The sequence below is a fragment of the Nonomuraea sp. NPDC003727 genome (genome assembly GCF_053586935.1).
Map to the genome: position 1 here is coordinate 223982 of NZ_JBSFNE010000011.1, position 25161 is coordinate 249142.

Sequence of the window (25161 nt, forward strand, 5' to 3'; positions counted from 1 at the left end):
TCGTGCGGGGCTTCCCACGCTCTCGATGATCCGTCGTGGTCGGCAGGGTGGCCTGAGTAGGGCGCTACTCAGGTCACCGGACGGCGGGGCGACGTCACGGCGGGCGGCGGAGTCGGCTGGCGTGACGTGACGGACGGGCGGTGACCGGTGACCGGTGACCACGGTGGCCCCGGCCCGGCTTGCCGTACCGGAGGAACTGGACGCCCGGCTTGCCGTACGAGAAGAACGGGAGAACGGGAGGCCCGGCTTGCCGTACCGGAGGAACGGCAAGCCGGGGCGCGCGGGTCAGCCGCGGTGGGACTCGTAGCGCATCGTGCGGGAGACGCCGATGCGGACGGTCGTTCCCGGCGCGATGGTGACGGGCTCGTTCGGCGGGATGTCGTAGAAGTTGGGGTCGCCGGGCGGCTGGATCTGGGTGCCGTTGACCGAGCCGAGGTCGACCAGGTTGACGTCCCAGCCGTCGAGCGCGACCCGCAGGTGGCGGCGGGAGACCGACCCGTCGGGGCTGGTGACCTTGGCGGGCCTGGCGGTGCCGCCGGCGACCTCGGGCGCCCGCTCGGGGTCGCGGCCGAGCAGGTAGTCGCCGTCGAGCGGCAGCGAGGTGCCGTCGTCGAGCAGCAGCACGCCGAGCTGCGGCCGCGGCCCCTTGTACGGCACCAGCGTCCGCTGCACCAGCTCGATCCCGCAGATCACGCAATACGGCGAGCGCGGGTCGTTGAAGTGGTCGTTCTTGCAGTCGACGCCGAACACCATCGGCCGGCCGTCGGCCGCTTCCTCGCCCGGCTGCTCCTGCGGAGGACCGTAGGGGGGCTCGTGCTGCTCGGGCGGAGGACCGTAGGGGGGCTCGTGCTGCTCGGGCGCGACGGGGCCGCCTGCGTGGGGCACGTCCTCGAAGGGCATCGGTCCCGGACCCTGCGGCGGCGGGCCCGGCGGCATGGGCGGGCCGGGCGGCGGCATCGGGCCGGGGCCCGGCATGGGCGGGCCGGGCATGGGCGGGCCGGGCGGGGCGGGCTCGGAGTACGGTTCGGCGGCCGGCGGCGGGCCGTAGGGGCCCTGCGGCCCCGAGGGCCCGCCCATCGGGTAGGGGGCCATCGGCTGGGATGGCGGCTGGGGCGCCGGCTGGGCCTGCACCGGCTCCTCCTGCCGCGGCTCCGGCCTGGGCGGCGGGGGCAGCAGGTCGGGCTCGAAGTGGAGGCCGGTCGCCGGCAGCTCGCTGGTCTCCAGCGGCTTGACCTTCGCCTTGGCCGGCGCCTCCTCGACGTCGCCCACCTCGCCGCGCAGGCCGCCGCCGAGCACCACGCCGCTGTCGAGGCGGACGGCCGGGTGGGCGTCGCCGGCGCCCGGCAGGGCCAGCTCGACCCGCTGCACGGGCCCCGGGATCAGCCGGTCGGTCCAGGTGAGGGAGTCACGCCCGGACAGCCTGGTCTCGCCGTCGTCTGTGCTGACCACGGCCGAGGCCGACCCGCTGACCAGCACGGCCATGCCACCACCCGCGGGCCCTGCCACCGCGCAGCTGACCGGGTCGCCCGACATGGTCCTGAACAACACCTGTGCGGCACGGCGGGCCAGCGCGAGACCGTCCGCCCCCGACGCCGCGCTCTCACGGAGTGCTTCGAGCAGCTCGCCGCTCGCTCCCTCCGCCGCGTCGCAGACGAGTAGCAGCCCACCCATGTGGGCGACCAGCCCGCTGCCCGGCAGTGGGCGCACCACCCCGAAGCCCTGCTCTGCCACCGAAATCTCCCTCCACGGAAAATCGCCGGTCAACCGCCAGCCATACGCATACCCAGACGAGGAGGAACAGTATCGGTCTGAGCTGCTCGCCTCGAATCCGCGATCGGTGATCGGGTTGTCTGAAACACTAGTCCTACCTGGCCGTTCAGACGAGTGGTCACACCCCGCTGAAGACCTTGTTGACGTCGGCGGTGGCCAGCACGCCGTAGACCTCGCCGCCGCGTTCGACCAGGAGGTACTCCCCCGCCGGGGCGTCGCGCATGGCGTCGATCAGCGACTCGCCCGACAGGTCGGCGGGCAGCACCATGGACGGCTCGATGGTGCGGGAGAGCGATCCGACGTTCACCCACGGCCTGCGGTGCTCGGGCGTGGCCTGGACGGCCGCCTCGTTGACGATGGCGGTCGGCTTGCCCTCGTGGTCGACGATCACCATGGCGCCGGCGCGGGCCTCCGTGGTCCTGCGCAGGGCCTCCGCCAGCGGGGTCTCGGCGGTCACCGGGATGGCGCGACGGGCCAGGGCGCGGGCGTTGGCCTGCGGGAGCCGCGCGCGCACGCGGGCCACCCGCAGCGACTGGGTGGCGCCGAACCAGATGAAGCTGGCCAGCAGCACCGACCAGATGACGTAGGTGTCGAGCAGCGACTGGCCGCTCATCAGTGACATGGCGAACGCCGCGGCGACGATGGCGACGGCCAGCGCCCTGCCGACCCACGCGGCGGCCAGGGTGCCCGAAATGGCGCTGCGGGTCACCCTCCACACGCCCGCGCGCAGCATCCGGCCGCCGTCGAGCGGCAGCCCGGGCAGCAGGTTGAAGACGCCGACGATGAGGTTGGCCACCCACAGCTGCCAGGCCAGCGCGCCCGGCACGCCGCCCTGGGGGATGACGAACTCGTAGACGAGGTAGCCGCCGCCGGCCAGGCCGAGCGACAGCAGCGGCCCGGCGAAGGCGACCATGAACTCGCGGCCGGGTGTCTGGGGCTCCTTCTCGATCTCCGAGACGCCGCCGAGGAGGTAGAGGGTGATGCGACGGACCGGCAGGCCGTACATCCTGGCCACGACGCAGTGGGCCAGCTCGTGCAGCAGCACCGACACGTACAGCAGCACGGCGAAGACGAAGGCCACGGCGTAGGCGGCCGGCTCGCTGACGCCGGGCATCATCCTGAGCATGACGCGGCCGAAGCTCCAGGTGATGAACGCCGCGACGATGAACCAGGTCCACGAGACGTAGACCGGGATGCCGAAGGGCCTGCCCATCCGGATGCCGGAGAACTCCTGGCGGGGACTCTCGGCGCTCACCTATCACTCCTTTGTCCAGTGGCTGCCTTGATGCTACTCGGCGCGCCCATACTGTCGGTGTCTTGACTTACAGTGCGGAGCATGACGTTGACCGAACCCGTGATCATCGGGGCCCTCTCCCCTTCGCGGGCGGGTGACTTCATGACCTGCCCCCTGCTGTACCGCTTCAGGGTGATCGACCAGCTTCCCGAGAAGCCCTCGGCGGCGGCGGTGCGCGGCACGGTGGTCCACGCGGTGCTGGAGCGGCTCTACGACCTCCCGGCGCCGCGGCGTTCGGTGGAGGCGGCGCTGGAGCTGCTGGAGCCGCAGTGGGCCAGGCTGCTCGGCGAGGACGCGGCCTATGCGGAGATGTTCGCCGACGAGGCCGAGCGGCTGGAGTGGCTGGGGCAGGCGCGCTCGATGCTGGAGCGCTACTTCACGCTGGAGGACCCGACGCGGCTGGAGCCGGCCGAGCGGGAGCTGTACGTGGAGGCGGTGCTCGACAGCGGCCTGATGCTGCGCGGCTACATCGACCGCCTCGACGTGGCGCCCGGCGGCGCGGTCAGGGTCGTCGACTACAAGACCGGCAACGCGCCGGGGCCCGACTTCGAGGCCAAGGCGCTGTTCCAGATGAAGTTCTACGCGCTGGTGCTGTGGCGGTTGCGCGGGGAGATCCCGCGGCTGCTGCAGCTGGTCTACCTGGGCGGCGCCGGCGAGGTGCTGCGCTACGCGCCCGACGCGGCCGACCTGCTGGCGACCGAGCGCAAGGTGCAGGCGTTGTGGGCGGCGATCGAGCGGGCGCTGGAGACGGGCGAGTGGCGGGCGCGGCCGTCCCGGCTGTGCGACTGGTGCGATCATCAGGCGCTGTGCCCCGAGTTCGGCGGCACTCCCCCGCCGGTGCCCGCCAGGCAGCCGGGTGACACGGTCAGAAGCAGCCGGCGGGCGGCGACCGACGAGCTCTGAAGTCCTCCCCAAGGAGGAGGATTCCCGCTTTCACCTGGTCTTACATTGAAGCGGTGCGCACCGACCGAGCCCTGTTCCGCGACTCGCTCCTCGCCGCGGCTCTGGCGGCGGCGTCGGTGGCGCTGTTCGTCGCCGGCGGCAACGGCGGCGTGGCCGAGGCGGTGCTGCTGGCTGTCGGCTACCTGCCGGTGGCGGTGCGCAGGCGCTGGCCGCTGGGGGCGTTGTGCGCCGCGCAGGTGCCGATCGTGGTGTTCGGCGCGCTCCACATGGATCCGGGGCTCGCCGGGCTGACCGGGCTGATCGTGCTCTACACGGTGGCCGCCCACCGGGGTCTGGCGGTCGCGCTGTCGGGGCTGGCCGTCTCGGCGGTCGGCTACGTCACGGCGCTGGCGCTGGCGCCGCCCACGATGACCTGGCCCGATCACGCGATGGCCGCGCTCATCGGGCTGGCGGTCTGGGGCACCGGCCGCAGCGTGCGGCTGCGGCGCGCCTACCTGGAGGAGCTGAAGGACCGCGCGGCCAGGCTGGAGCGGGCCAGGGACGCCGACACCAGGGCGGCGCGGGCGGAGGAGCGCTCGCGCATCGCCAGGGAGCTGCACGACGTGGTCGCCCACCACGTGAGCGTGATGACCGTGCAGGCCGCGGCCGCGAGGAAGGTGCTGACCGCCAGCCCTGAGCTGGCGGGCGAGGCGCTGTCGGCGATCGAGGAGACCGGCAGGCTCGCGATGAACGAGATGCGCAACATCGTCGGCGTGCTGCGCACCGACAGCCTGCCGGGCCCGCCGGAGCGGCGCCCTCAGCCGGGGCTGCGCGACCTGCCGGCGCTGGTGGAGCAGATGCGTGAGGCGGGCCTGCCGACCGAGCTGGAGGTCGAGGGCGGAGGTCCGGTTCCCGCGGGCGTCGACCTGGCCGTCTACCGGCTGGTCCAGGAGGGGCTGACCAACAGCCTGCGCCACGCCGGCCCCGGCGCCCATGCCAGGGTGTCGGTACGGCAGGCGCCGCGCGAGCTGAGCCTCGTCGTCGAGGACGACGGCAGGGGCCCGGGCGACTCTCCGCCAGGTGACAGGACCGGGCATGGATTGGTCGGGATTCGCGAGAGGGTGGCCCTCTATGGTGGAATCCTCAGGATCGGTCCGCGCACGGGGGGCGGTTTCGAGGTGCGGGCGACTTTCCCGCTGAAGGACGGATGATGACGATCAGAGTGCTGCTGGTGGACGACCAGCCACTGCTGCGCACGGGGTTCCGCCTGATCCTCGAGGCCGAGCCGGACATCGCGGTGGTCGGGCAGGCAGGCGACGGCAAGGACGCGCTCGAGCAGGCACGGGCGCTGCTGCCCGACGTGGTCCTGATGGACATCAGGATGCCGGGCGTCGACGGGATCGAGGCGACGCGGCGGATCGTGCGCGACGCGGCCGCGGGCGCGCACGTGCCGAAGGTGCTGGTGCTGACCACGTTCGACCTGGACGAGTACATCGTGGAGGCGCTGCGGTCCGGGGCGTCGGGCTTCCTGCTGAAGGACGTGCCGCCGGACGAGCTGGTGCAGGCGATCAGGGTGGTGGCGTCGGGCGACGCGATCGTGGCGCCGAGCGTCACCAGGCGGCTGCTCGACCGGTTCGCGGCGAAGCTGCCGTCGGCCTACCAGCAGGCGACCCCGGCGCGGCTCGACCGACTGACCGAGCGGGAGTTGGAGGTGCTCAGGCTGATCGCCAGGGGCATGTCCAACGCGGAGATCGCCGCCAAGCTGGTGGTGAGCGAGACGACGGTCAAGACGCACGTGGGCAACGTGCTGACGAAGCTGGGGCTGCGCGACCGCGTTCAGGCGGTCGTCCTGGCCTACGAGACCGGGCTGATCACGCCAGGCGCCCTGTCCTGACGGCGGTCCGCGCGCCGACCCTGGTCGTGACGGCGGTCCTCGCACCGGCCCTGCCCGGGTGAAGGGCCGGGAGCGTCCATGTGGGCGGGCCTGGGAGCGCGGGTATCGGGGCGGTGGCCTGTGGTGGCCTGGTGGTGGCCTGCTCGTGCCGCGTGTCGGCGGCCGGCCCCGCGCGCTGGAGGAGCGTCTCCCTGGAGGGACGCCCGCCCCGTGACCGGGGTGGGCGTGACCCGGCGTGCCGTACGGGGAGGAGACCACGCCGCCCCGCGGACACCGCATGCCGGGCCGGGAGGCGGCCACGCCGGCCCGCAGACGCCACGAGCAGGGCCGAAGGAGGACCTCGCCGGCCCGCAGACACCGCGAGCAGGGCCGGGAGGAGAGCGCGCCGCCGGGCAGACACCGTGCCGGGCCGGAGGGGGGTGACGGCCCAGGAGGCCGTGCCGGCCGGCAGGAGAGCGTGCCGGGCGGGGCGGTGGCGGAACGCGCGCCGGGGTCAGGCCTTGGCGGGTTCCGGGGTGGCGGCGGCGGGGGCGTTCTCCGGGAAGTGGCAGGCGACCTTGTGGCCGCTGGCCAGCTCGGTCAGGGGCGGCTCGACCTTCTTGCAGATCTCCTGCGCCTTCCAGCACCGGGTGTGGAAGCGGCACGCGGGCGGCGGGTTGATCGGGCTGGGGACGTCGCCCTGCAGGCGGATGCGCTCGCGTTCGGTGCCCGCCTTGGGGTCGGGGACCGGCACGGCCGACAGCAGCGCGTTGGTGTAGGGGTGCATCGGCGAGGTGTACAGCGACTTGCGGTCGGCGACCTCGACGATCTTGCCCAGGTACATCACCGCGACCCTGTCGCTGATGTGGCGCACCACCGACAGGTCGTGCGCGATCACCACGTAGGTGAGGTCGAGCTCGTTCTGCAGGTCCTCGAGGAGGTTGACGACCTGCGCCTGGATGGAGACGTCCAGGGCGGAGACGGGCTCGTCGGCGATGATGAGCTTCGGCTTCAGGGCGAGCGTGCGGGCGATGCCGATGCGCTGGCGCTGTCCGCCGGAGAACTCGTGCGGGTAGCGGTTGTAGTGCTCGGGGTTGAGGCCGACCAGTTCCAGGATGTCCTGGACCGCCTTCTTGATGCCCTGCTCGGTCTGGATCCCCTGGATGCGGAACGGCGCGCCGACGATGGCGCCGACCGTGTGGCGGGGGTTGAGCGAGGAGTAGGGGTCCTGGAAGATCATCTGCATGTCGCGGCGGAGCGGGCGCAGCCGGCTCTGCGGCATGTGGGTGATGTCCTGGCCCTCGAAGGTGATCGTGCCGCCGGTGGGCTCGATGAGCCTGGTCACCAGCCGTCCCGTGGTGGACTTGCCGCAGCCGGACTCGCCCACCAGGCCGAGGGTCTCGCCCTTGCGGACCTCGAAGTCGATCCCGTCGACCGCCTTGACCGCGCCGACCTGTCGCTTCAGCAGCCCCTTGTGGATGGGGAAGTGCATGCGCAGGTCCTGCACGGACAGCAGCGTCTCGCTCATGTGGTCTCCAGCATCGGCTTGATCTCGCTCTCCCACAGCTGCTTGCGCTCCTCCGGCGCCATGTGGCACCGGACGAGGTGGCCGGGGCCCGACTTCAGCAGCTCGGGCACCTCGGTCTGCGAGCGGCCCTCGGTGCGGGCGGCGTGCGGGCAGCGCGGGTGGAAGGCGCAGCCCGGGGGGACGTTGATCAGGGAGGGGGGCGATCCCTTGATCGGCATGAGCCGCTCGGTGCGCTCCCTGTCGAGGCGGGGCATCGAGCCGAGCAGGCCCCAGGTGTAGGGGTGTTCGGGGTGGTAGAACACCGTTTCGGCGCTGCCGTATTCGACGCACTTGCCGCCGTACATCACCAGGATGTCGTCCGACAGCTCGGCCACGACGCCGAGGTCGTGGGTGATGATGATCAGCGCGGAGTTGAACTCGCGCTGCAGGTCGCGCATCAGGTCGAGGATCTGCGCCTGCACGGTGACGTCGAGCGCGGTGGTGGGCTCGTCGGCGATGAGCAGCTCGGGGTCGCACGACAGCGCCATGGCGATCATGGCGCGCTGGCGCATGCCGCCGGAGAACTGGTGGGGGTAGTCGTCGACGCGCCTGTCGGGCGTGGGGATGCCGACCCGGCCGAGCATGTCGATCGCGTGCTTGCGGGCGACCTTCTTGCTGACGTCGTTGTGGATCCGGTAGGCCTCGACGATCTGGTCGCCGACCGTGTAGTAGGGGTGCATGGCCGACAGCGGATCCTGGAAGATCATCGCCATCTTCTTGCCGCGCAGGCCGCGCACGTGATCGGCGGAGGCGCCGACGAGTTCCTCACCGTCGAGCCAGATCTCGCCGGAGAGCTTGGCCTTGCCGCCCTTGTGCAGGCCCAGGATGCCGAGGCTGGTCACGCTCTTGCCCGAGCCCGACTCGCCGACGATGCCGAGCGTCTTGCCGCGCTCGAGGGCGAAGGTCAGCCCGTCGACGGACCTGACCAGGCCGTCGTCGGTCGGGAAGTGGATGCGCAGGTCCTTGACGTCGAGGAACGCGGTCACGAAAGCCTCACTCTCGGGTCGACCACAGCGTAGAGGAGGTCCACGACCAGGTTGGCCACCACGACGAACAGTGCGGCCAGCAGCGTGACGCCCATGACCGCGGGCAGGTCGTTGTTCTTGATGGCGTCGACGGAGAACTTGCCGAGGCCGTTCAGCGAGAAGGTCGTCTCGGTCAGGACGGCGCCGCCGAGCAGCAGGCCGAAGTCCAGGCCGAACACGGTGACGATGGGGGTCAGCGCGGCGCGCAGGCCGTGCTTGACCACGACGCGGCGCTCGAGCAGGCCCTTGGCGCGCGCGGTGCGGATGTAGTCCTCGCCCATCGTCTCCAGCATGCCCGCTCGGGTGAGCCTGGCGTAGGTGGCGGCGAACAGCAGGGCCAGGGTGATCCACGGCAGCAGCAGGTTGTAGGCCCACTGCAGCGGATCGATGGTGACGTCCACCCACGCGCCGCCGGGGGCGGTCCAGCCGAGGCCGTAGCTGAAGACGGACAGGGAGATCATGCCGGTGAAGAAGATCGGCAGCGACACGCCGGCCAGCGCGATGCCCATGGCCGCACGGTCGAAGAAGCTGCCGCGCCGCAGCGCCGACAGCACACCGGTCGCCACGCCGCCGAGCAGCCACAGCACCGCGGCGCCGATGCCGAGCGACAGCGTCACACGCGAGCGGTCCATCAGGCTCGGCCAGACGGGCTGCTGGTTGATGAAGGAGTAGCCGAAGCAGGGCGCGGGGCAGTGCTCGACGCCCGCTCCCGTGTTGTACTCGGTTCCCAGCACGATCCCCTTGAGGAAGCGCCCGTACTGCACGATCACGGGATCGTAGAACCCGAGCCGCTCGGCGACCAGCTTGATGGTGTCCATGCTGGCCCCACGGCCGACGTACCGGGCGGCGAACGCCTCCGGTGTTGCGCCGGCCAGGCGCGGCACCAAGAAGAAGATCCCGAAGGTGACGATGCTCACGATGAGCAGCATCGCCAAAGCGCCGATCACGCGCCTGATGATGTATGTGACCACAGTGCCCGGCTCCGGTCCCCGGCCGGTTGTGCCGGCCGGGGACCTGCTGCCTTCACCCGCCTATCTAGGTGTGGTTCGTCTTACTGCTGGACGCCGAGACCGACGTAGTCGTACATCTGCTGGGAGTCGCTGATGAAGACGTTGGTCAGCCCCTTGCCGCGCATGTACAGGGCCTTGCCGTACACGCTCGGCATGACGACGGCCTGGTCGATGACCATGTGGTCGACCTGCGACCACAGCTCGGCGCGCTTGGCGGCGTCCGGCTCGGCCTTGATCTGGTCGATGATCTTGTCGATCTCGGGGAACTTGACGCTCAGGTTGTAGTTACCTGCCTCGCGGATGTCCCGGCTGTCCATGATGGCCTGCATGAAGCCGTAGGTGTCGGGGTAGTCCGAGCCCCAGCCGTTGATGGCCAGGCCGATCTTGTTCTCCTTGACGTAGGACGGCTTGCCGGCGTAGAGCGCGAAGTAGTCGTCCTGCGGGTACGGCTTGAGCGTGAGCTTGATGCCGACGCGGGCGAGCGACTGCTGCAGCGACTCGGCCGCGGCCTTCTCCTTGGTCCGCTCGGTGCGGTAGGAGATGTTGGTCTCGAAGCCGTTGGGCTGGCCGCACTTGGCGAGCGCCGCCTTGGCCTTCTCCACGTCACCCTTGTCGTCGGGCGACTTGTAGAGGTCGATCTCCTTGTGGCCGGCCAGGCTCGGCGGGATCATCGCGCTGGCCGTGATGCCGCCGGTCTCACCGCCGTAGGCGCGGAAGAGGCTGCTGCGGTCGGCGGCGAAGGCGATGGCCCTGCGGCACTCGACGTTGTCGAGCGGGGGGACGTCGGGAATGATCGAGGTGTACCAGGTGCGCTGCTGCACCGGGTTGTCGGTGCGGGCCTTGAGCGCCGGGTCGGGCAGGACCTTCGGCAGCGCGGCGTTGCCGATGCCGAGACCGTCGACGGCGATCTGGACGTCACCGGAGATCAGCCGGTTGTCGAGGTCGTCGGCGTTGACGCCGGTCTGCACCTCGATGCGGTCGGGCAGGGCCGGCCGGTTCGGGTCGGTGGCCGGGTCCCAGTTCTCGTTGCGGACCATCGTGAAGCCCTTGCCGATCTCGTTCTTCTCGAACTTGTAGGGCCCCGTCGAGATGATGTGTTCCTGGTACTTGGTGCCGGTGTCCTTGTCCTTGGGGACGGGCATGGTCATCGGCATCTGCACGATGTAGTCGAACAGACCGAACGGCTCCTTCAGGTGGAACACGATCGTCTGGTCGTCGGGCGTCTCGACGGCCGAGGAGATGTCGGCGTCCTTCGACTTGTAGGCGCCCTTGTAGCCCTTCGGCCAGTCGAGCAGCGCGTTGAGGTAGGACGGCCCGTTCGGGTGGACCTCCTTGTCGAACTGGCGCGCCACCGCGTACGCGACGTCCTTGGAGGTGACCGGGGTGCCGTCCTCGAACTTGATGCCCGAGCGCAGCTTGTAGGTCCAGGTCTTGGCGTCGTCGCTGGACTTGCCCAGGCTCTCGGCCAGGTCGGGCACGAGGGTGTTGCCGTCGGGGCCGGGCGCGGCCTTGAACATCAGCAGCGCGCGGCCGTACAGGCGGGCGAAGTTCAGGGCGTAGCCGTAGTAGGTGTTGCCGGGGTCGAGGCTGTCCCAGTCGGCCGTGTTGGCCATCTTGAGAGTGCCGCCCTTCTTGTCAGAAGGGTTGTAGATCTTGCCCACCGCGGCGTCTGCCACTTCCGCGGCGCCCGAGGCGCCGGAGCTCGCGGGGGCGCTCTGACCCTGGCCGGGGGTCTGGGTCGGCGTGCCCGCACAGGCCGCCAGTGCCATGGCGAGAGTGAGCCCGGCCGTGGCTGTCGTCAGCGCTTTTCTTCTCATCAAGGTGTCGCACCCCTTTGGGTTGGAAGCAGGGTTAAAGGGAGTCCGGGAGGGGTCAGCGGCTGCCACGCGGGTCGAGCGCGTCCCGCAGGCCGTCGCCGAACAGGTTGAACGCAAGCACGGTGATGAAGATCGCCAATCCGGGGAAGATCATGAAGTGCGGGATCGTGTAGAACCTGGCCGCGTCGGAGAGCATGCCGCCCCACGTGGGAGTCGGCGGTCGCACACCCACGCCGAGGAACGACAGCGCCGCCTCGAACAGGATGTTCGACGGGATCAGCAGCGTCGCGTAGATCAGGATCGGCGCGACCAGGTTGGGCAGCAGCTCGCGGAAGATGATGTACGGCCCGCGGGCGCCCAGGCTCCTGGCGGCGTCGACGAACTCGCGCTCGCGGAGTGACAGCGTCTGGCCCCGGATGATGCGGCCGAGGTAGGGCCAGTTGAAGAAGCCGATGATGAAGATCAGCAGCGTGACGCGGAGGGTGTCGCCGGACAGCCCGAACGCCTGGTCCGGCACCACACCGGCCAGCGCGAGCGCGAACACCAGCAGCGGGAAGGCGAGGAAGACGTCCATCGCCCTGCCGATGAAGCTGTCGATCCAGCCGCCGCAGTAGCCGGCGATGACGCCCAGCGCCGTGCCGATGACCACCGACACGAGGGTGGCGAGGAAGGCGATCAGCAGCGAGATGCGCGCGCCGTAGACGACCCTGCTGAAGATGTCGCGGCCGTTGACCGGCTCGACTCCGAACAGGAACTCGGAGCTGATCCCGCCGTAGGCTCCCTTCGGCGCGAGCGTGCCGCTGTCGACGAGATCCTCGTGGTACTGCAGCGGGTCATGCCCCAGCGCTCCCACGATCAGCGGCGCGAAGACGGCCACCAGCATGAGAAAGATGATCACGCTGGCGCCTGCCATCGCGACCTTGTCCCGCTTGAGCCGCCGCCAGGCGATCTGGCCGAGCGAACGGCCCTCGATGGCCTTGCCGCTGGTTGCTGCCACCACCGCTTCGGGAGCCGCCGAGCTGGCTGACTCCGGCACGTCGAGCGGTGCGGTCATGCGCCCTCCTCTGTCCTGACCTTCCAGGGGGCTGGCACGACCGGGGTTGTGCGCATACTGCTCGTGCCCCCTGGGTGAGACGGCGTCGTCCGTCACGGGCACCGGCCCGGTCTGGACTCACGCCCGTGCTTGCCAGGACCGTCCGTCACGGTCCCAGGAGGCAGAATGTATGGCCTGAGCTGCGCTGACTAGCCCCCAAGAGGTCGATGTGGCTCAACTGTGATTCCGGCGAAACTCATTCGTATCGATCTTGGACAGAATGTCTACAGCCCGTTCCGGTTGCATCTCGGAACTGTGACATTGCACTGGCGTGCGCGTTAGCTGATTCCGCGGCGCTTGAGAATGTCCTCGATATCGGAGAAATCGTCGTCGTTCGTCTTGGGCTGCCGCGGCGTGACCGCAGGCTTTGCCGTGGCGGCCTTCGCGGCCGGCGCAGGCTTCTCCCCCGAGGCGGCCGGGGCCTTGCCCTCCCCCGCCGACAGCTTCCTCGACCTGATCACGCCCGAGACCATGAACAGCACCACCGACAGACCGGCGAGCACCACCCCGGCCCAGGTCATCGGGTTGAACACCAGGCTGGTGACGAAGCCGACCGCCGTCGCGCCGATGGTCCACAGAGCGGCCAGCGCGCCGGTGAGGTAGGCGGCCATCGGCAGCAGCGACCAGGCCGTCATCCGCATCGCGGCATGGACTCCTTTACGGCGCAGCAGCAGGAAGCTGAACACCAGCCCCAGGCCGGTGGCGCCGGCACACAACGGCAACCACGCGATGGTATTGAATCCGCCCATATTGGCCACCCCTCATCTCGGCTGACGTCTCCATCCTGGCACGCGGTCCGGCCGTCGCCGCTCCTCCCTGAGGAGGGATCTTTCCCTTAGGGGGTGGTTTTTCGGTTCCGTTCGCCGGGAGTTCCCGCCACCGCCACCGCCACCGTCGCCGTCGCCGCCACCATCGCCGCCACCATCGCCATCGCCGCCACCGTCGCCGGACCTCCCTTGCCCCTGCCCCTCTCGACCGGACGCTCAGCCCGGCGAGAGCGGGCGTGCGGGGAGGCGCATGCGCGTTGGCCGGGAGGTGCGCGATCGTTGGGAGACGCGTGCGCCGTCGTCGGGAGACGCGTGTCGCGTGCGCCGTCGTCGGGAGACGCGTGCATTCTCGTCGGGAGACGCGTGCGCGATGGTCGGGAGACGCGTGCGCGGTGGTTTCGGGTGCCGGTTGCTGTCCGCCCGCCCGGGTCCGGCGGGCCGCTCCTCGCCGCCGTCGCGCGGATCGTTTCACCCGGGCATCCCGCTCGTCCCGCGCCTGGCATCCCGCCATCCGCCGCCCGAGCGCCCTGCCCATCCCCAATCCGAGTGCTCTGGCCGATGCGCGCCCAGGCGCCCTGCCCGTCCCCAACTCAGACGCCCTGCCCGCCCCCACCCGGCCGCGCTGCCCATCCCCAACCCAGACGCCCTGCCCGTCCCCAGTCCGGGCGCTCTGGCCGCCTCGTGCCAGGGCGCCCACTCATCCCCCACCCGGACGCCCTGCCGGGCACCGCGCCTACCCCGGTCCCGGCCGCGCCGCTCGTCCCCGTCTGGTCGCCTTGCTTGCTCGCCTCCGCACCCCTGCGTGCCCCTCCCCGTACGGCAAGCCGGGAGGAGCCCACCGTGGTCACGTGGCCGGCGCCTGTCCTACCACGCCGCTCCAGCAGGACGTGGCGGGCGTCCGCAACGTCGCCCGTGTACATCTGCCACCGTGTAGCGGCGGTTCGCTGTCCCGGGGGGCTGCCCAGGCCGATGGAGCAGCCGCGACCGCCGGCCCGGGCGAGGACCACCGTCCCAGAGGCCAAGCCCTGGAGCCGAGGCCGTCAGACAAGGGCGGGACGACGCGCCGGGGTCGGGAGCCACGAGCCGAAGAGCCATCATTACGTCGCTACGAGCCCGGGCTATGAGCCAAAGCCCCATCGTTAAGACCCAGGGCTATGAGGCGAAGTCCGTACAGGCACTAGCGCCTCGCCAGCCTGCCCCGAAGCAGGGCGGAAGCGCCTCGGCAGCGGGTCGCACGACGGCAGTGCCTCGGGAGCGAGGCGGCCTCGGAGGCAGGGCGAGCGGTAGCGCCAACGCAACAGGCCCCAAGAGCAGGGCGGTAGGTAGAGCCTCAGCAGCGAGGTGGTTGGGGGGAGGTTGAGGTCAGAGGTTGAGAGGGGGCACGAGGGCGCGCAGGTGGTCGGGCGTGATCTCCATGAGGGACGACACCACCAACCGGCCGGGTGCGGGCTCGATCGGCAGCAGACTGGGGACCGCCACCACAGCGCATCCGGCGGCCGTTCCCGCCGCCACACCGTTGGGTGAGTCCTCCAGCACGACGCATCTCACCGGCTCCACGTCCAGCAGGCGGGCCGCGGTCAAGTACGGCTCGGGGTCGGGCTTGGTGTGGGTCACGTCGTCGGCCGTCACGATGACGTCGAACCGGTCGCGGCCCACCGAGGCCAGCACCGCCTCGGCGATCTCCTTGAGGGACGAGGTGACCAGCCCGACGGGCACACCCTCGGCGCGCAGGCTCTCCAGGAGTTCGATCGCGCCCGGCATGGTCTGCACGCCTCCGGCCAGCGCGGTGACCATCCCGTCGATCATCCACTCGCGCAGGGTCTCCGGCGCGACGGACGAGCCCGACACGGCGAGCATGTAGTCGACGGTGCGTTCCATGGAACCGCCGACGAGGTGGGTCTGGTGCTCGGGAGTCCAGATGCCGCCGAGGCGGGACATCACCTCGATCTCGATCTTCAGCCACACCTTCTCGGTGTCGACCAGCAAGCCGTCCATGTCGAAGAATGCGGCGTCCACGTTTCCCCCGATGCACTCGATACGGACTTCTACGGTAGGGCGTCCTCGTGACTTGGTATTGTTCGGGTCCGCTTCTGAGGTGGTTGGTAGCGCCGTGACGGCGGCCAGCCACGTGGGCTCGGTGAGCGTATCCCTGGACGGAGGCCCGCCCCGCGCCCCGGGTGGCGCTTGCGCCCGCTTGCCGTACGGGGAGGGCCGCGGCCTGCCCACCACGAACGCCAGGGGACCGGACTCCGCCGCGTCCAGCCCGAACGACGCCGACGGGCCCGACCCCGCCGCATGCTCCACGAACGCCAAGGGATTGCACCCTACCCCGCCAAGGACCCCGGTGCGCGGGGCGACACTCCCCACGGCGGCCGGCGACGGCACGGCTCCCGCCTGCAGAGGCCGAACGACGCCCGCGCCCTCGGAAGGCCGGCGACGGAACGGTGCCCGCTGCCGCAACGAGCGGCCGGAAAGCGCCTGCCCGCCACAGCTGAGCGGCCGGAGAATGTCCCCCACCGCAGCCGAATGACCGCCACGTGTCCGACCGCCGCAACCGAACGGCCAGGAGCGTCCGCCCGTCACAGCCGAGCGACCGGAAGCGTCCGGCCGGCCGAGCGACCTGGCGGGCGCCTGTCGGGCGCAGTCGGGCAACCGCGCTCCAGCAGTCACGACCGCGCGGACGTGCCGCATCCGATGAGTGCGGCGTCCGTGGCGCGGGCGACGCGATCGATGGTGCGGGCTCGCCGGGCCGCCTGTTCTGTGGGCGTGGCGGCCGGCCGGCGCGTGGCAGGGGTGCCCTTGGGCTGCCTCTGCCACCGCGGCGCGCAGTTAAACGTTGAAGTACTTGGCTTCCGGGTGGTGGGCGACCAGGGCCGAGGTGGCCTGCTCGGGGTGGAGCTGGAACTCCTCCGACAGCGTGACGCCGATCCGGCCCGGGTCGAGCAGCTCGAAGAGCTGCACCTGGTCCTCCAGGTTGGGGCAGGCGGGGTAGCCGAAGGAGTAGCGGCAGCCCTGGATGTTGACCTTCAGCATGTCGTCGAGGGATTCCTGGCCGCCGATGCTGAGCTCCGAGCGGACCCTGGCGTGCCAGTACTCGGCCAGCGCCTCGGTGAGCTGCACCGACAGGCCGTGGAGCTCGAGGTAGTCGCGGTAGGCGTCCTTGGCGAACAGCTCGGCCGTGGCCTCGGAGATCTTGCCGCCCATGGTGGCGATCTGGAAGCCGACGACGTCGACCTCTCCGGAGTCCTTCGACCGGAAGAAGTCGGACAGGCACAGGTGCCGGTCGCGCCGCTGGCGCGGGAAGGTGAAGCGGGTGCGCTCGTTGCCCGCGTCGTCGAGGATGATGAGCGCGTCGCCGTCGCTGACGCACGGGAAGTAGCCGTAGACGACGGCCGCCTCCAGCAGTCCCTCGGTCTGGATGCGGTCGAGCCACATCCGCAGCCTGGGCCTGCCCTCGGTCTCGACGAGCTCGTCGTAGCCGGGTCCGTCGCCGCCCCTGGTGGGCTTGAGGCCCCACTGGCCGAGGAACAGCGCCCGCTCGTCGAGGAAGGCGGCGTACTCCTGGAGCGAGATGCCCTTGACGATGCGGTCGCCGTGGAACGGCGCGACGGGGACGGGGTTGTCGGCGGCCACGTCGGAGCGGGCCGGGAGCTCCTCGACGGGCGTGCGGACGAGGGTGGCGCCGGACTTGACGCGGCGCTCACGCAGCGCGGGCAGCGGGGAGCCCTCGCGCTTGTGCGCCATGAAGGCGTCCATCAGCCGCAGGCCCTCGAAGGCGTCGCGGGCGTAGCGGACCTCGCCGTCGAACAGCTCGGCCAGGTCCTGCTCGACGTAGGCGCGGGTGAGGGCGGCGCCGCCGAGCAGCACGGGGTAGCGCTGGGAGATGCCCCGGGAGTTCATCTCCTCGAGGTTCTCCTTCATCACGACCGTCGACTTCACCAGCAGCCCGGACATGCCGATGACGTCGGCGTTCTTCTGGTCGGCGGTCTCCAGGATGGTGCTGACCGGCTGCTTGATGCCGAGGTTGACGACCTCGTAGCCGTTGTTGGACAGGATGATGTCGACCAGGTTCTTGCCGATGTCGTGGACGTCGCCCTTGACGGTGGCCAGCACGATGCGGCCCTTGGACTCGCCCTCGACCCTGTCCATGTGGGGTTCGAGGTAGGCGACGGCGTTCTTCATGACCTCGGCCGACTGCAGCACGAACGGCAGCTGCATCTGGCCGGAGCCGAACAGCTCGCCGACCGTCTTCATGCCGTCGAGCAGGACGTCGTTGATGATCTCCAGCGCGGGGCGCTGCGCCAGCGCCTCGTCGAGGTCGGCCTCGAGGCCCTTGCGCTCGCCGTCGATGATGCGCCGCTTGAGCCGCTCCCACAGCGGCAGCGCGGCCAGTTCCTCGGCCTTGCCCGCGCGCAGCGCCGCGGCGTCGACGCCCTCGAACATCGCGATGAACTTCTGCAGCGGGTCGTAGCCGTCGCGGCGGCGGTCGTAGATCATGTCGAGCGCGACCTGGCGCTGCTCGTCGGGGATGCGCGACATCGGCAGGATCTTGGAGGCGTGGACGATCGCCGAGTCGAGGCCGGCGTTGACGCACTCGTTGAGGAACACCGAGTTGAGCACCATGCGGGCGGCCGGGTTGATGCCGAAGGAGATGTTGGACAGGCCGAGCGTCGTCTGCACCTCGGGGTAGCGGCGCTTGAGCTCGCGGATGCCCTCGACGGTCTCCAGGCCGTCCTTGCGCGACTCCTCCATGCCGGTGGCGATGGTGAAGGTCAGGCAGTCGACGATGATGTCGGAGACCTTCATGCCCCAGTTGGCGACCAGGTCGTCGATCGTCTCCGAGGCGATGCGGGCCTTCTCGGCGGCGGTGCGCGCCTGGCCGTTCTCGTCGATGCACATGACGACGACGGCCGCGCCGTGCTCGCGCACCGCGGTCATGGTCTTGTGGAAGCGGGACTCGGGCCCGCGCCCGTCCTCGTAGTTGACGGAGTTGACGACCGCTCGGCCGCCGAGCATCTCCAGACCGGCCTTGAGCACCTCGGACTCGGTGGAGTCGAGCATGATCGGCAGGGTGGAGGCGGTGGCGAAGCGGAAGGCCAGCTCCTTCATGTCGGCGACGCCGTCGCGGCCGACGTAGTCGACGCACAGGTCGAGCATGTGGGCGCCGTCGCGGGCCTGCTCGCGGGCCATCTCGACGCAGTCGTCCCAGCGGCCTTCGAGCATGGCCTCGCGGAAGGCCTTGGAGCCGTTGGTGTTGCAGCGCTCACCGATGGCCAGGTAGGACGTGTCCTGGCGGAACGGGACGGTCTGGTAGAGCGAGGAGGCGCCCGGCTCGGGGTGCGGCCTGCGCGACGCCGGCTGCTGGCCGCGGACGCGCTCGACGACCTGGCGCAGGTGCTCGGGCGTGGTGCCGCAGCAGCCGCCGACGAGCGACAGGCCGTAGTCGCGGGCGAAGGTCTCGTGGGCGTCGGCCAGCTCGCCGGGGCTCAGCGGGTAGTAGGCGCCGTCGGAGGTGAGGACGGGCAGGCCCGCGTTGGGCATGCAGGAAAGGCGCAGCCGCGAGTGGCGGGCGAGGTAGCGCAGGTGCTCGCTCATCTCGGCGGGGCCGGTGGCGCAGTTGAGGCCGACGAGGTCGACGCCGAGCGGCTCGATCGCGGTGAGGGCGGCGCCGATCTCGGAGCCGAGCAGCATGGCGCCGTTGGTCTCGATGGTGACCTGGGCGATGATCGGCACGTCGCGGCCTGCGGCCTCGATCGCCCGCTTGGCGCCGACGACGGCGGCCTTGACCTGGAGCAGGTCCTGACAGGTCTCGATGATCAGCGCGTCGGCGCCGCCGGCGATCAGGCCCGCCGCGTTGTCGCGGTAGGCGTCGCGCAGCGTGGCGAACGGCAGGTGGCCGAGCGTGGGCAGCTTGGTGCCAGGACCCATCGAGCCGAGCACGAACCGCGGGTGCTCGGGCGTGGACCAGTGGTCGGCGCGCTCGCGGGCCAGGCGGGCGCCCGCCTCCGAGTACTCGTAGACCCTGTCGGCGATGTCGTACTCGCCCAGCGCCGCCATGTTGGCGCCGAAGGTGTTGGTCTCGACGCAGTCGACGCCGACCGCGAAGTAGGCGTCGTGAACACCGCTGACGATGTCGGGCCTGGTGACGTTCAGCACCTCGTTGCAGCCCTCGTAGCCCTCGAAGTCGTCGAGGGTCGGGTCATATGACTGCAGCATCGTCCCCATCGCACCGTCGGCGACCATCACGCGCTGGGAGAGGACTTCGCGGAAAGACGGGGAGGCGTTCATGCGGTCAAGCTTAACGGGCGCTACCCTGTCGACAATTGACACTGAGTCCAATTGGGGTCCCCCATGGCCTACCGCACCGTACTTGTCGGCACCGACGGCTCCGCCTCCTCCTTCCGCGCCGTGACCGCCGCCGCCGCGCTGGCCGCCGCCACCCGCGCCACTCTCGTGCTGGCCTGCGCCTACATCCCCATGCGCGAGAGCTCCCGCGCGGCCGCCGCCGACGTGCTCGGCGACCTGGCCTACAAGGTCAGCGGATCCACGCCCGCCGACGACGCCCTGCGCGCGGCCCGCGAACACGCGGTCGCGGCGGGCGCCGACGACATCCTGCTGGCGGCGGAGGAGGGCGACGCGGTCGACGTGCTCGTCAAACTGGCCGACCGGCACCACGCCGACCTGCTCGTGGTCGGCAACCGCGGGCTCAACAGCCTGGCGGGACGCCTGCTTGGCTCGGTCCCCTCCAACGTCACCCACCGCGCCTCGTGCGACGTCCTGATCGTCCACACCACCTCGGGCCACTGACCACACCGGCGCTTCACCAGGGCCCGCGATCCGTCCCGCGAGTCCTGTGCGGGATCCGTCCGGCCCTGCGGGTTTCCGGCCTGTTCTGCGATGTCCTCTCCGCGGGGACTGTCCGATGCGGCGCCCTTCGCGAAGGGACCGTCCGGTGCGACGGTCTTCCCGCGCCCCATCCGGTGCGACGGTCTTTGCGCGGGGACCGTCCGATGCGACGGTCTTCCCGCGCCCCATCCGGTACGGCAAGCCGGGTCAAGGCCACCCTCGTCACCGGTGACCGCCCGTCCTTCACGCATACTCCAGCAGGACTTCGGCCGGGCCGGTAAACGTCGCCCGGCGAAGTCACTCGCGGAACACATACCCCCTGCGTCCCGGCCCCTGAACCGGCGCCCGGGACCGGCGCTAGGACCGGCGCTGGGAGCGGCGGAGGTGCGGCCCCGCGGCCGGACGAAGAGGTGCCGCACCACGGAACCAGCCCCTTCTACGCCGCCTGTACCGCCGTTGACCTGCCGTTCTCGACCGAGGACCGGGCGTGCGGGGCCCGGTGGGATTACGCCCGTGGAGATCAGTGACGTAAAGCGCTGTCCACCGCATAGGCTTAGGCGTTGAGACCAGCGAGAGGAGGCGGCGCGTGATCGAGCTCGAAGGGCTCCCCGAGCTCGTCGATCCGGTGCTCATCGCCGCGTTCGAAGGGTGGAACGACGCAGGTGAGGCCTCCAGCGGCGTCATCGCGCACCTGGAGAGCCAGTGGAAGGCCGAGCCGCTGATCGCGCTGGACCCGGAAGACTATTACGACTTCCAGGTCACGCGCCCCATCGTGGAGATGGGTGACGGGCTGACCCGCTCGATCGTCTGGCCGACGACCAGGTTGTCGCTGGCCCGCCCGCCCGGCGTCGAGCGCGACGTGGTGCTGCTGCGCGGCATCGAGCCCAACATGCGCTGGCGCGGCTTCTGCGAGGAGATCATCGGGATCTGCCGCGAGCTGGGCATCGAGATGGCGATCATGCTGGGCGCGCTGCTCAACGACTCGCCGCACACCCGTCCCGTGCCGATCGTGGGCTCGGCGACCGAGGAGGGGCTCGCCCGCTCGATCAACCTGGAGCTGAGCCGCTACGAGGGGCCGACGGGCATCGTCGGGGTGCTGCAGCACGCGTTCGGCGTGGCCGGGCTGCGGGCCGTCTCGCTGTGGGCGTCGGTGCCCCACTACGTCGCCCAGCCGCCCAACCCGAAGGCGACGCTCGCGCTGCTGCGCAGGGTGGAGGACGTGCTGGAGATCCCGGTGCCGCTGGGCGACCTCGCCGAGGAGGCCCGCGCGTGGGAGACCGGCGTCGACGAGCTGGCCTCGCAGGACAGCGAGGTGGCCGAGTACGTCAAGGAGCTGGAGGAGCGCAAGGACGCGGCCGAGCTGCCCGAGGCGTCGGGTGACGCGATCGCGGCGGAGTTCGAGCGCTACCTGCGCCGCAGGGATCGCGACCCGGGCGACCAGTAGTCCCGAGCGAGCCCGCGACCGCCTGACCGGCACCCCCGGTTTCGTGGCGCCCAAACACCCCCCGCCATCCTCGCGAACCGCCCAGTCCGGGCCGACCCGAGCATCACCCCCATGCGGCCACCCTCAGGACGGCACGCATACCGCCCCAAACAGCCCCGCACAGCAGCCCGCACGCCACCTGACAGCAGCACCCTGCCGAGCGCCCCTCGCGCTGCGCGCAGGACGGCACACGCACCACCCCGAATGACCCCGTTGAGCCGCGGCGCGCACGTCGCCGGACACCACCCACCCCCTGCCGAGCACCCCATACAGCCCCACGCAGGACGACACGCTCCCCCCAAATGGCCCGCCGAGCGCGGCCCGCACGCCCCCGACACCACCCCACCCCCGCCCGAGCACCCCAACGGCCCCGCCGAGCGCGGCCCGCACGCCACTCGATACTGCGCCCGCTCCCTGCCCGAGGATCCCGACGGCGCCGCTGAGGACGGCAGGCGTCTCACTTCTTGCGCAGACACAGGGCGGCCCCCGGATCTCGTGTGTTTCCGGGCCAAGCGGCTCGCGTATCACCCAGGCGAGCGCCCCAAAGGGGCCGAAACCATGAAAGCGGCGTCCGGAAATGCCCACTTTGGTGGGTCCTTTACATCCACTCGTGAAAGTTCTTTCGGGTTTCGGCTCCGGCGGCACCGGACCGCACCGCCTCGACCAGACAGCCCCTGAGCTCGCCCTCCACACGCACCAGGCCGTCTCCTCCCCGCCCCGGCCGCCCGGCATGTCCGAAGGTGGGCGACATGTCGTGACAACTGTCAGGGAAGTTTCAGGATTCAATCACCGGATTTCCCAACGGTTTCAGGCAATAATCAGTGCCCCGCGCGTTTCGACCGGAATGCGCCAGGCTGGCACGCCAGCTCGCAACGATCCAATAACCAGGAGAAACACGTCTTAGCAACATCAGTGAATTCCGGCACGGCCACGTTGAACCTACCCCTGTGACTGCGCACGTTAGGGCAACCATGGCTACTTCCCATGTCGACCCGCACCAGAGAAGCCAGGACACCAGGCGCCGCGTGCTGGAGATGGCGCTGTCCCTGCGGGAGGAGCGCGGCGGAGGACCTGTCGACCTGTTCCTCGCCCTGCTCCAGGACCGGCTCCCGCTCTGGCTCCGGATCCTGCACGACCTGTCCCACCTCGTGGGGAAGGGACGGGTGAGCGACAACCTGCTCCCCATCGCGAGGGCGGGCATCGACTACTACCTCGAGGTCCAGTCGGCGGCGCTGCCCGCCTTCACCTCTCCTTCGGTGACGGTCCGCTTCCGCGCGGCCGTCCGTGACAACGGTCTGGGCCCGATGGCCGAGATCGTTCCGCTGGCCGACTACCTGGCGGCCGAGCAGCGGCTCGGCAGGGTGGCGCCGTCGGTCGATCCGGTGGCCAGCGCCAGGCTGTTGCTGGCCGGCTGCTTCCAGCACGCCTACTACGAGATGTTCGTCGGCGCGGACGCGGGTCCCTCGCGGGACGCCGGCGCGGAGGAGATCGTCAAGGAGTTGCGGCTGGAGCCCGACGCCTGATCGTGGCGTGCCCATACCAGGGCGGCCAGGTCAGGGTCGGCGCCGATCGGGTCGGTGACCGCGGCGGCACCGCAGGCGGCCAGCCTGTCGTGGAAGAAGCCGGGCGCCAGCAGGTAGGAGGCGAGGACGACGCGAGGCGCTGGACCGTGCCGCATGCGCTCCAGCGCCTCGCGCACGGTGGGGGTGCCGCCTGCCGCGAAGGCGGCGGTGACCGGGCGCGAGAGCCGTACGGCGAGCAGGCGCGCGGCGGCTCTGACGGCGGCCAGGGCCGCGGGGTCGGAGGAGCCGGCCGCGCCCAGGACGACCGCGTCGGTGGCGCGCAGTCCCGCCCCGGCGAGCCGGCGGACCAGCGCGGAGGTGAGCAGCGGGTGCGGGCCGAGCGGCGGGGCCACGGTGGCGTCGGGACGGGTCGCGGCGATGACGCCCGGTAGGTCCACGTGGACGTGGTAGCCGCCGGCCAGCAGCAGCGGGACGACGGTGACCGGCCCCGGCAGCCCCGGCAGCACGTCCGCGAGCAGCGGCTCGCTGATCTCCAGGTAGGCGAGCTCGACGCGGTGCCCCTCGCGTAGGTTGCGGACGGCGGCGGCGAGCCGGGAGAGCGTGCGCAGGCCCGCCGCGCTGCGCGTGCCGTGCGCGGCGATCACCAGTGTGCCGTGCCCGTTCCCGTACGGCAGCGCGAAGTTCACCGGTCGTCCCGGTGGGTGGCCAGGCGGTAGCCGCGCTTGACCACGGTCTCGACGATGCCGCCGGGGCCGAGGGCCCTGCGCAGCCGGGTGACGGCCATCTCGACCGCGTGCTCGGCCGACTCGCGCGCCGCGCCGCCCGGCAGGGCCGTGCGCAGCTCCGAGCGCGGCACCACGTGGCCGGGCTTGTCGGCCAGGCGCTTGAGCACCGCCATGGGCGCGGGTGGCAGGGGTTTGAGCTCGCCGTCCACGGCGACGGCGTGGCCGCGGATCTCCAGTGCGTGCCCGCCGGCCACCAGCCGCGTGACGCCGTGCTCGGGCAGGTGCCTGGCGAGCGTCCTGGCGAGGGCGCCGAGCCTGGAGCGGTCCGGCTGGATCACCGGCACGCCCTTGGACTGGAGCGGCTGGGCGGTCACCGGGCCGACACACGCGGCCACGACGCGTCCGGCGAACGCCGACAGCAGCGCCTCCTCCAGGCCGTCGGCGCGCGCGGAGTTGAGCATCGCCAGCACGGCGGGGGCGCTGGTGAAGGCGACCGCGTCGACGCCGCCCGTGATGGCCTGGCTGACCAGGCGGCGCAGCGGTGAGATGTCGCGGTAGGGCAGCCACCGGTAGACGGGCACCTCGATGACCTCGGCGCCTGCCGCGCGGAGTTCGGCGACGAATCCCGTCAGCGGCTCCCCGTGCAGCTGGACGGCGATGCGGCGGCCGCGCAGGTCCTGGGCGAGCAGGTGCTGCTTGACCTCCTCGCAGGACTCGGTGGCCGGTGTCCAGTGGTCGTTGAGGCCGGCGGCGCGGACCGCTCCCCTGGCCTTGGGGCCCCGCGTGAGCAGCCTGGCGCGGGTGAGGTGGTGCGACAGCTCGGCCGACAGCCCCCAGCCTTCGGCGGCGGCCATCCAGCCGCGGAACCCGACGCCGGTGGTGACGACGACGTCGTCGACGGGGGCTTCCAGGCTGCGGCGGGTGGCGGCGAGCAGGTCGCTGTCCTCGGCCAGCGGGACGAGCCTGATGGCCGGGGCGCTCACCACGCGGGCGCCGCGCCGTTCCAGCAGCGCGCGGAACTCCTCGCGCCGCCTGGTCGCGGTGACGCCGATGGTGAATCCGGCCAGCGCGTCGGGCGCCGTCTCCGGCGATCTCGGCTCTTCCACGGTCAGGGCGGTCAAAGCCCCACCTCCACTCTGCCGTCGTTCACTCGGGTCGGATAGGTCGGCACGGCGACCGTCGGGTCGTCCAGGCACTGGCCGGTGACCAGGGAGAAGACCTGCTTGTGCATGGGCGAGGCGACGGTGGGCTCCTCGCCCCTGGAGCCGACGATGCCGCGGGACAGGACGTGGGCGCCGGAGAAGGGGTCGCGGTTGCCGACGGCGTGGACCCGGCCGTCGAAGGTGCGGAACAGCGCCACCTGCCGCCCGTCGACGAGGGCGCACGCTCCCCGCTCCGGCAGCAGGGCGGTGTAGGCGCAGACGGGGACCCAGGTGCGGGTGGGGAGCTCGGCGACGGTCATCTCTGGTGCTCCTTTCTGGTCGGG

Annotated in this window: 19 protein-coding genes; 6 read left to right on the top strand and 13 right to left on the bottom strand. The window is 71.1% G+C overall.

Annotation, left to right across the window (positions count from 1 at the left end; all coding sequences use genetic code 11):
• Nucleotides 1-285: 285 nt before the first annotated feature.
• Together ACWDLG_RS28140 and ACWDLG_RS28145 are read right to left on the bottom strand one after the other, a co-directional pair.
• Nucleotides 286-1731, bottom strand: coding sequence for an FHA domain-containing protein (locus ACWDLG_RS28140; protein ID WP_449925432.1), 1446 nt, complete (start codon nt 1729-1731; stop codon nt 286-288).
• A 157-nt stretch (nt 1732-1888) separates the two neighbouring features.
• On the bottom strand, nt 1889-3025 hold the full coding sequence (locus tag ACWDLG_RS28145) for a site-2 protease family protein (RefSeq protein ID WP_354906997.1): 1137 nt from the start codon (nt 3023-3025) through the stop codon (nt 1889-1891).
• Nucleotides 3026-3106: 81 nt separating this feature from the next.
• Here ACWDLG_RS28145 and ACWDLG_RS28150 point away from each other — a divergent pair, with 81 nt between their 5' ends.
• Genes ACWDLG_RS28150 through ACWDLG_RS28160 form a run of 3 tightly spaced genes read left to right on the top strand, consistent with a single transcriptional unit; the run spans nt 3107 to nt 5840 of the window.
• Complete coding sequence (locus ACWDLG_RS28150; protein ID WP_354906998.1) at nt 3107-3967, top strand: RecB family exonuclease; 861 nt, start codon at nt 3107-3109, stop codon at nt 3965-3967.
• A 53-nt stretch (nt 3968-4020) separates the two neighbouring features.
• Nucleotides 4021-5157 (top strand): histidine kinase, encoded by a 1137-nt coding sequence (locus tag ACWDLG_RS28155; protein ID WP_449925437.1) that lies wholly within the window; start codon nt 4021-4023, stop codon nt 5155-5157.
• Entirely contained in the window at nt 5157-5840 is a 684-nt protein-coding gene (locus tag ACWDLG_RS28160) for a response regulator transcription factor (protein ID WP_354907172.1), read from the top strand. Before ACWDLG_RS28155 ends, ACWDLG_RS28160 begins: the two co-directional genes overlap by 1 nt.
• Before the next feature lie 493 nt (nt 5841-6333).
• On the opposite strand, the gene ACWDLG_RS28165 is transcribed toward ACWDLG_RS28160, so the two are convergent.
• The 8 genes from ACWDLG_RS28165 to metH all read right to left on the bottom strand — a co-directional run bounded on the left by ACWDLG_RS28165 (nt 6334) and on the right by metH (nt 19386).
• Nucleotides 6334-7347, bottom strand: a complete 1014-nt coding sequence (locus ACWDLG_RS28165; protein WP_449925439.1) for an ABC transporter ATP-binding protein — start codon at nt 7345-7347, stop codon at nt 6334-6336.
• Nucleotides 7344-8372 (bottom strand): ABC transporter ATP-binding protein, encoded by a 1029-nt coding sequence (locus tag ACWDLG_RS28170; RefSeq protein WP_449925442.1) that lies wholly within the window; start codon nt 8370-8372, stop codon nt 7344-7346. Before ACWDLG_RS28170 ends, ACWDLG_RS28165 begins: the two co-directional genes overlap by 4 nt.
• Nucleotides 8369-9382, bottom strand: coding sequence for an ABC transporter permease (locus ACWDLG_RS28175; protein WP_354907002.1), 1014 nt, complete (start codon nt 9380-9382; stop codon nt 8369-8371). The genes ACWDLG_RS28170 and ACWDLG_RS28175 overlap by 4 nt, the downstream gene beginning before the upstream one ends.
• Nucleotides 9383-9462: 80 nt before the next feature.
• On the bottom strand, nt 9463-11238 hold the full coding sequence (locus ACWDLG_RS28180) for an ABC transporter substrate-binding protein (RefSeq protein WP_449925445.1): 1776 nt from the start codon (nt 11236-11238) through the stop codon (nt 9463-9465).
• Nucleotides 11239-11293: 55 nt separating this feature from the next.
• Nucleotides 11294-12292: an ABC transporter permease gene (locus ACWDLG_RS28185; RefSeq protein WP_354907004.1), complete on the bottom strand. Its 999-nt coding sequence runs from the start codon at nt 12290-12292 to the stop codon at nt 11294-11296.
• Nucleotides 12293-12609: 317 nt separating this feature from the next.
• The gene (locus ACWDLG_RS28190; protein ID WP_449925815.1) at nt 12610-13080 is read right to left on the bottom strand and encodes a cellulose synthase; all 471 of its coding nucleotides are present in this window, start codon (nt 13078-13080) and stop codon (nt 12610-12612) included.
• A 1380-nt stretch (nt 13081-14460) separates the two neighbouring features.
• Complete coding sequence (locus tag ACWDLG_RS28195; protein WP_354907005.1) at nt 14461-15114, bottom strand: HAD family hydrolase; 654 nt, start codon at nt 15112-15114, stop codon at nt 14461-14463.
• An 813-nt stretch (nt 15115-15927) separates the two neighbouring features.
• On the bottom strand, nt 15928-19386 hold the full coding sequence (gene metH, locus ACWDLG_RS28200; protein WP_449925449.1) for a methionine synthase: 3459 nt from the start codon (nt 19384-19386) through the stop codon (nt 15928-15930).
• A gap of 63 nt (nt 19387-19449) precedes the next feature.
• Between metH and ACWDLG_RS28205 the strand changes: the two genes are divergently transcribed.
• The 3 genes from ACWDLG_RS28205 to ACWDLG_RS28215 all read left to right on the top strand — a co-directional run bounded on the left by ACWDLG_RS28205 (nt 19450) and on the right by ACWDLG_RS28215 (nt 22950).
• The gene (locus tag ACWDLG_RS28205) at nt 19450-19905 is read left to right on the top strand and encodes a universal stress protein (protein ID WP_449925452.1); all 456 of its coding nucleotides are present in this window, start codon (nt 19450-19452) and stop codon (nt 19903-19905) included.
• A 625-nt stretch (nt 19906-20530) separates the two neighbouring features.
• Entirely contained in the window at nt 20531-21388 is an 858-nt protein-coding gene (locus ACWDLG_RS28210) for a PAC2 family protein (protein WP_354907008.1), read from the top strand.
• A gap of 1010 nt (nt 21389-22398) precedes the next feature.
• Nucleotides 22399-22950, top strand: coding sequence for a hypothetical protein (locus tag ACWDLG_RS28215; protein WP_449925456.1), 552 nt, complete (start codon nt 22399-22401; stop codon nt 22948-22950).
• Here the strand turns inward: ACWDLG_RS28215 and ACWDLG_RS28220 are convergent.
• The 3 genes from ACWDLG_RS28220 to nirD are packed head-to-tail and all read right to left on the bottom strand — an operon-like array spanning nt 22857 to nt 25137.
• Nucleotides 22857-23636: a sirohydrochlorin chelatase gene (locus ACWDLG_RS28220; protein WP_449925459.1), complete on the bottom strand. Its 780-nt coding sequence runs from the start codon at nt 23634-23636 to the stop codon at nt 22857-22859. The two genes, ACWDLG_RS28215 and ACWDLG_RS28220, sit on opposite strands and share 94 nt — an antisense overlap.
• Nucleotides 23633-24796 carry a uroporphyrinogen-III synthase gene (locus ACWDLG_RS28225; RefSeq protein ID WP_354907011.1) on the bottom strand — a complete coding sequence of 388 codons (1164 nt, stop codon included), beginning with the start codon at nt 24794-24796 and terminating at the stop codon, nt 23633-23635. Before ACWDLG_RS28225 ends, ACWDLG_RS28220 begins: the two co-directional genes overlap by 4 nt.
• Nucleotides 24793-25137: a nitrite reductase small subunit NirD gene (nirD, locus tag ACWDLG_RS28230; RefSeq protein WP_354907012.1), complete on the bottom strand. Its 345-nt coding sequence runs from the start codon at nt 25135-25137 to the stop codon at nt 24793-24795. The genes ACWDLG_RS28225 and nirD overlap by 4 nt, the downstream gene beginning before the upstream one ends.
• Between the last annotated feature and the right edge of the window lie 24 nt (nt 25138-25161).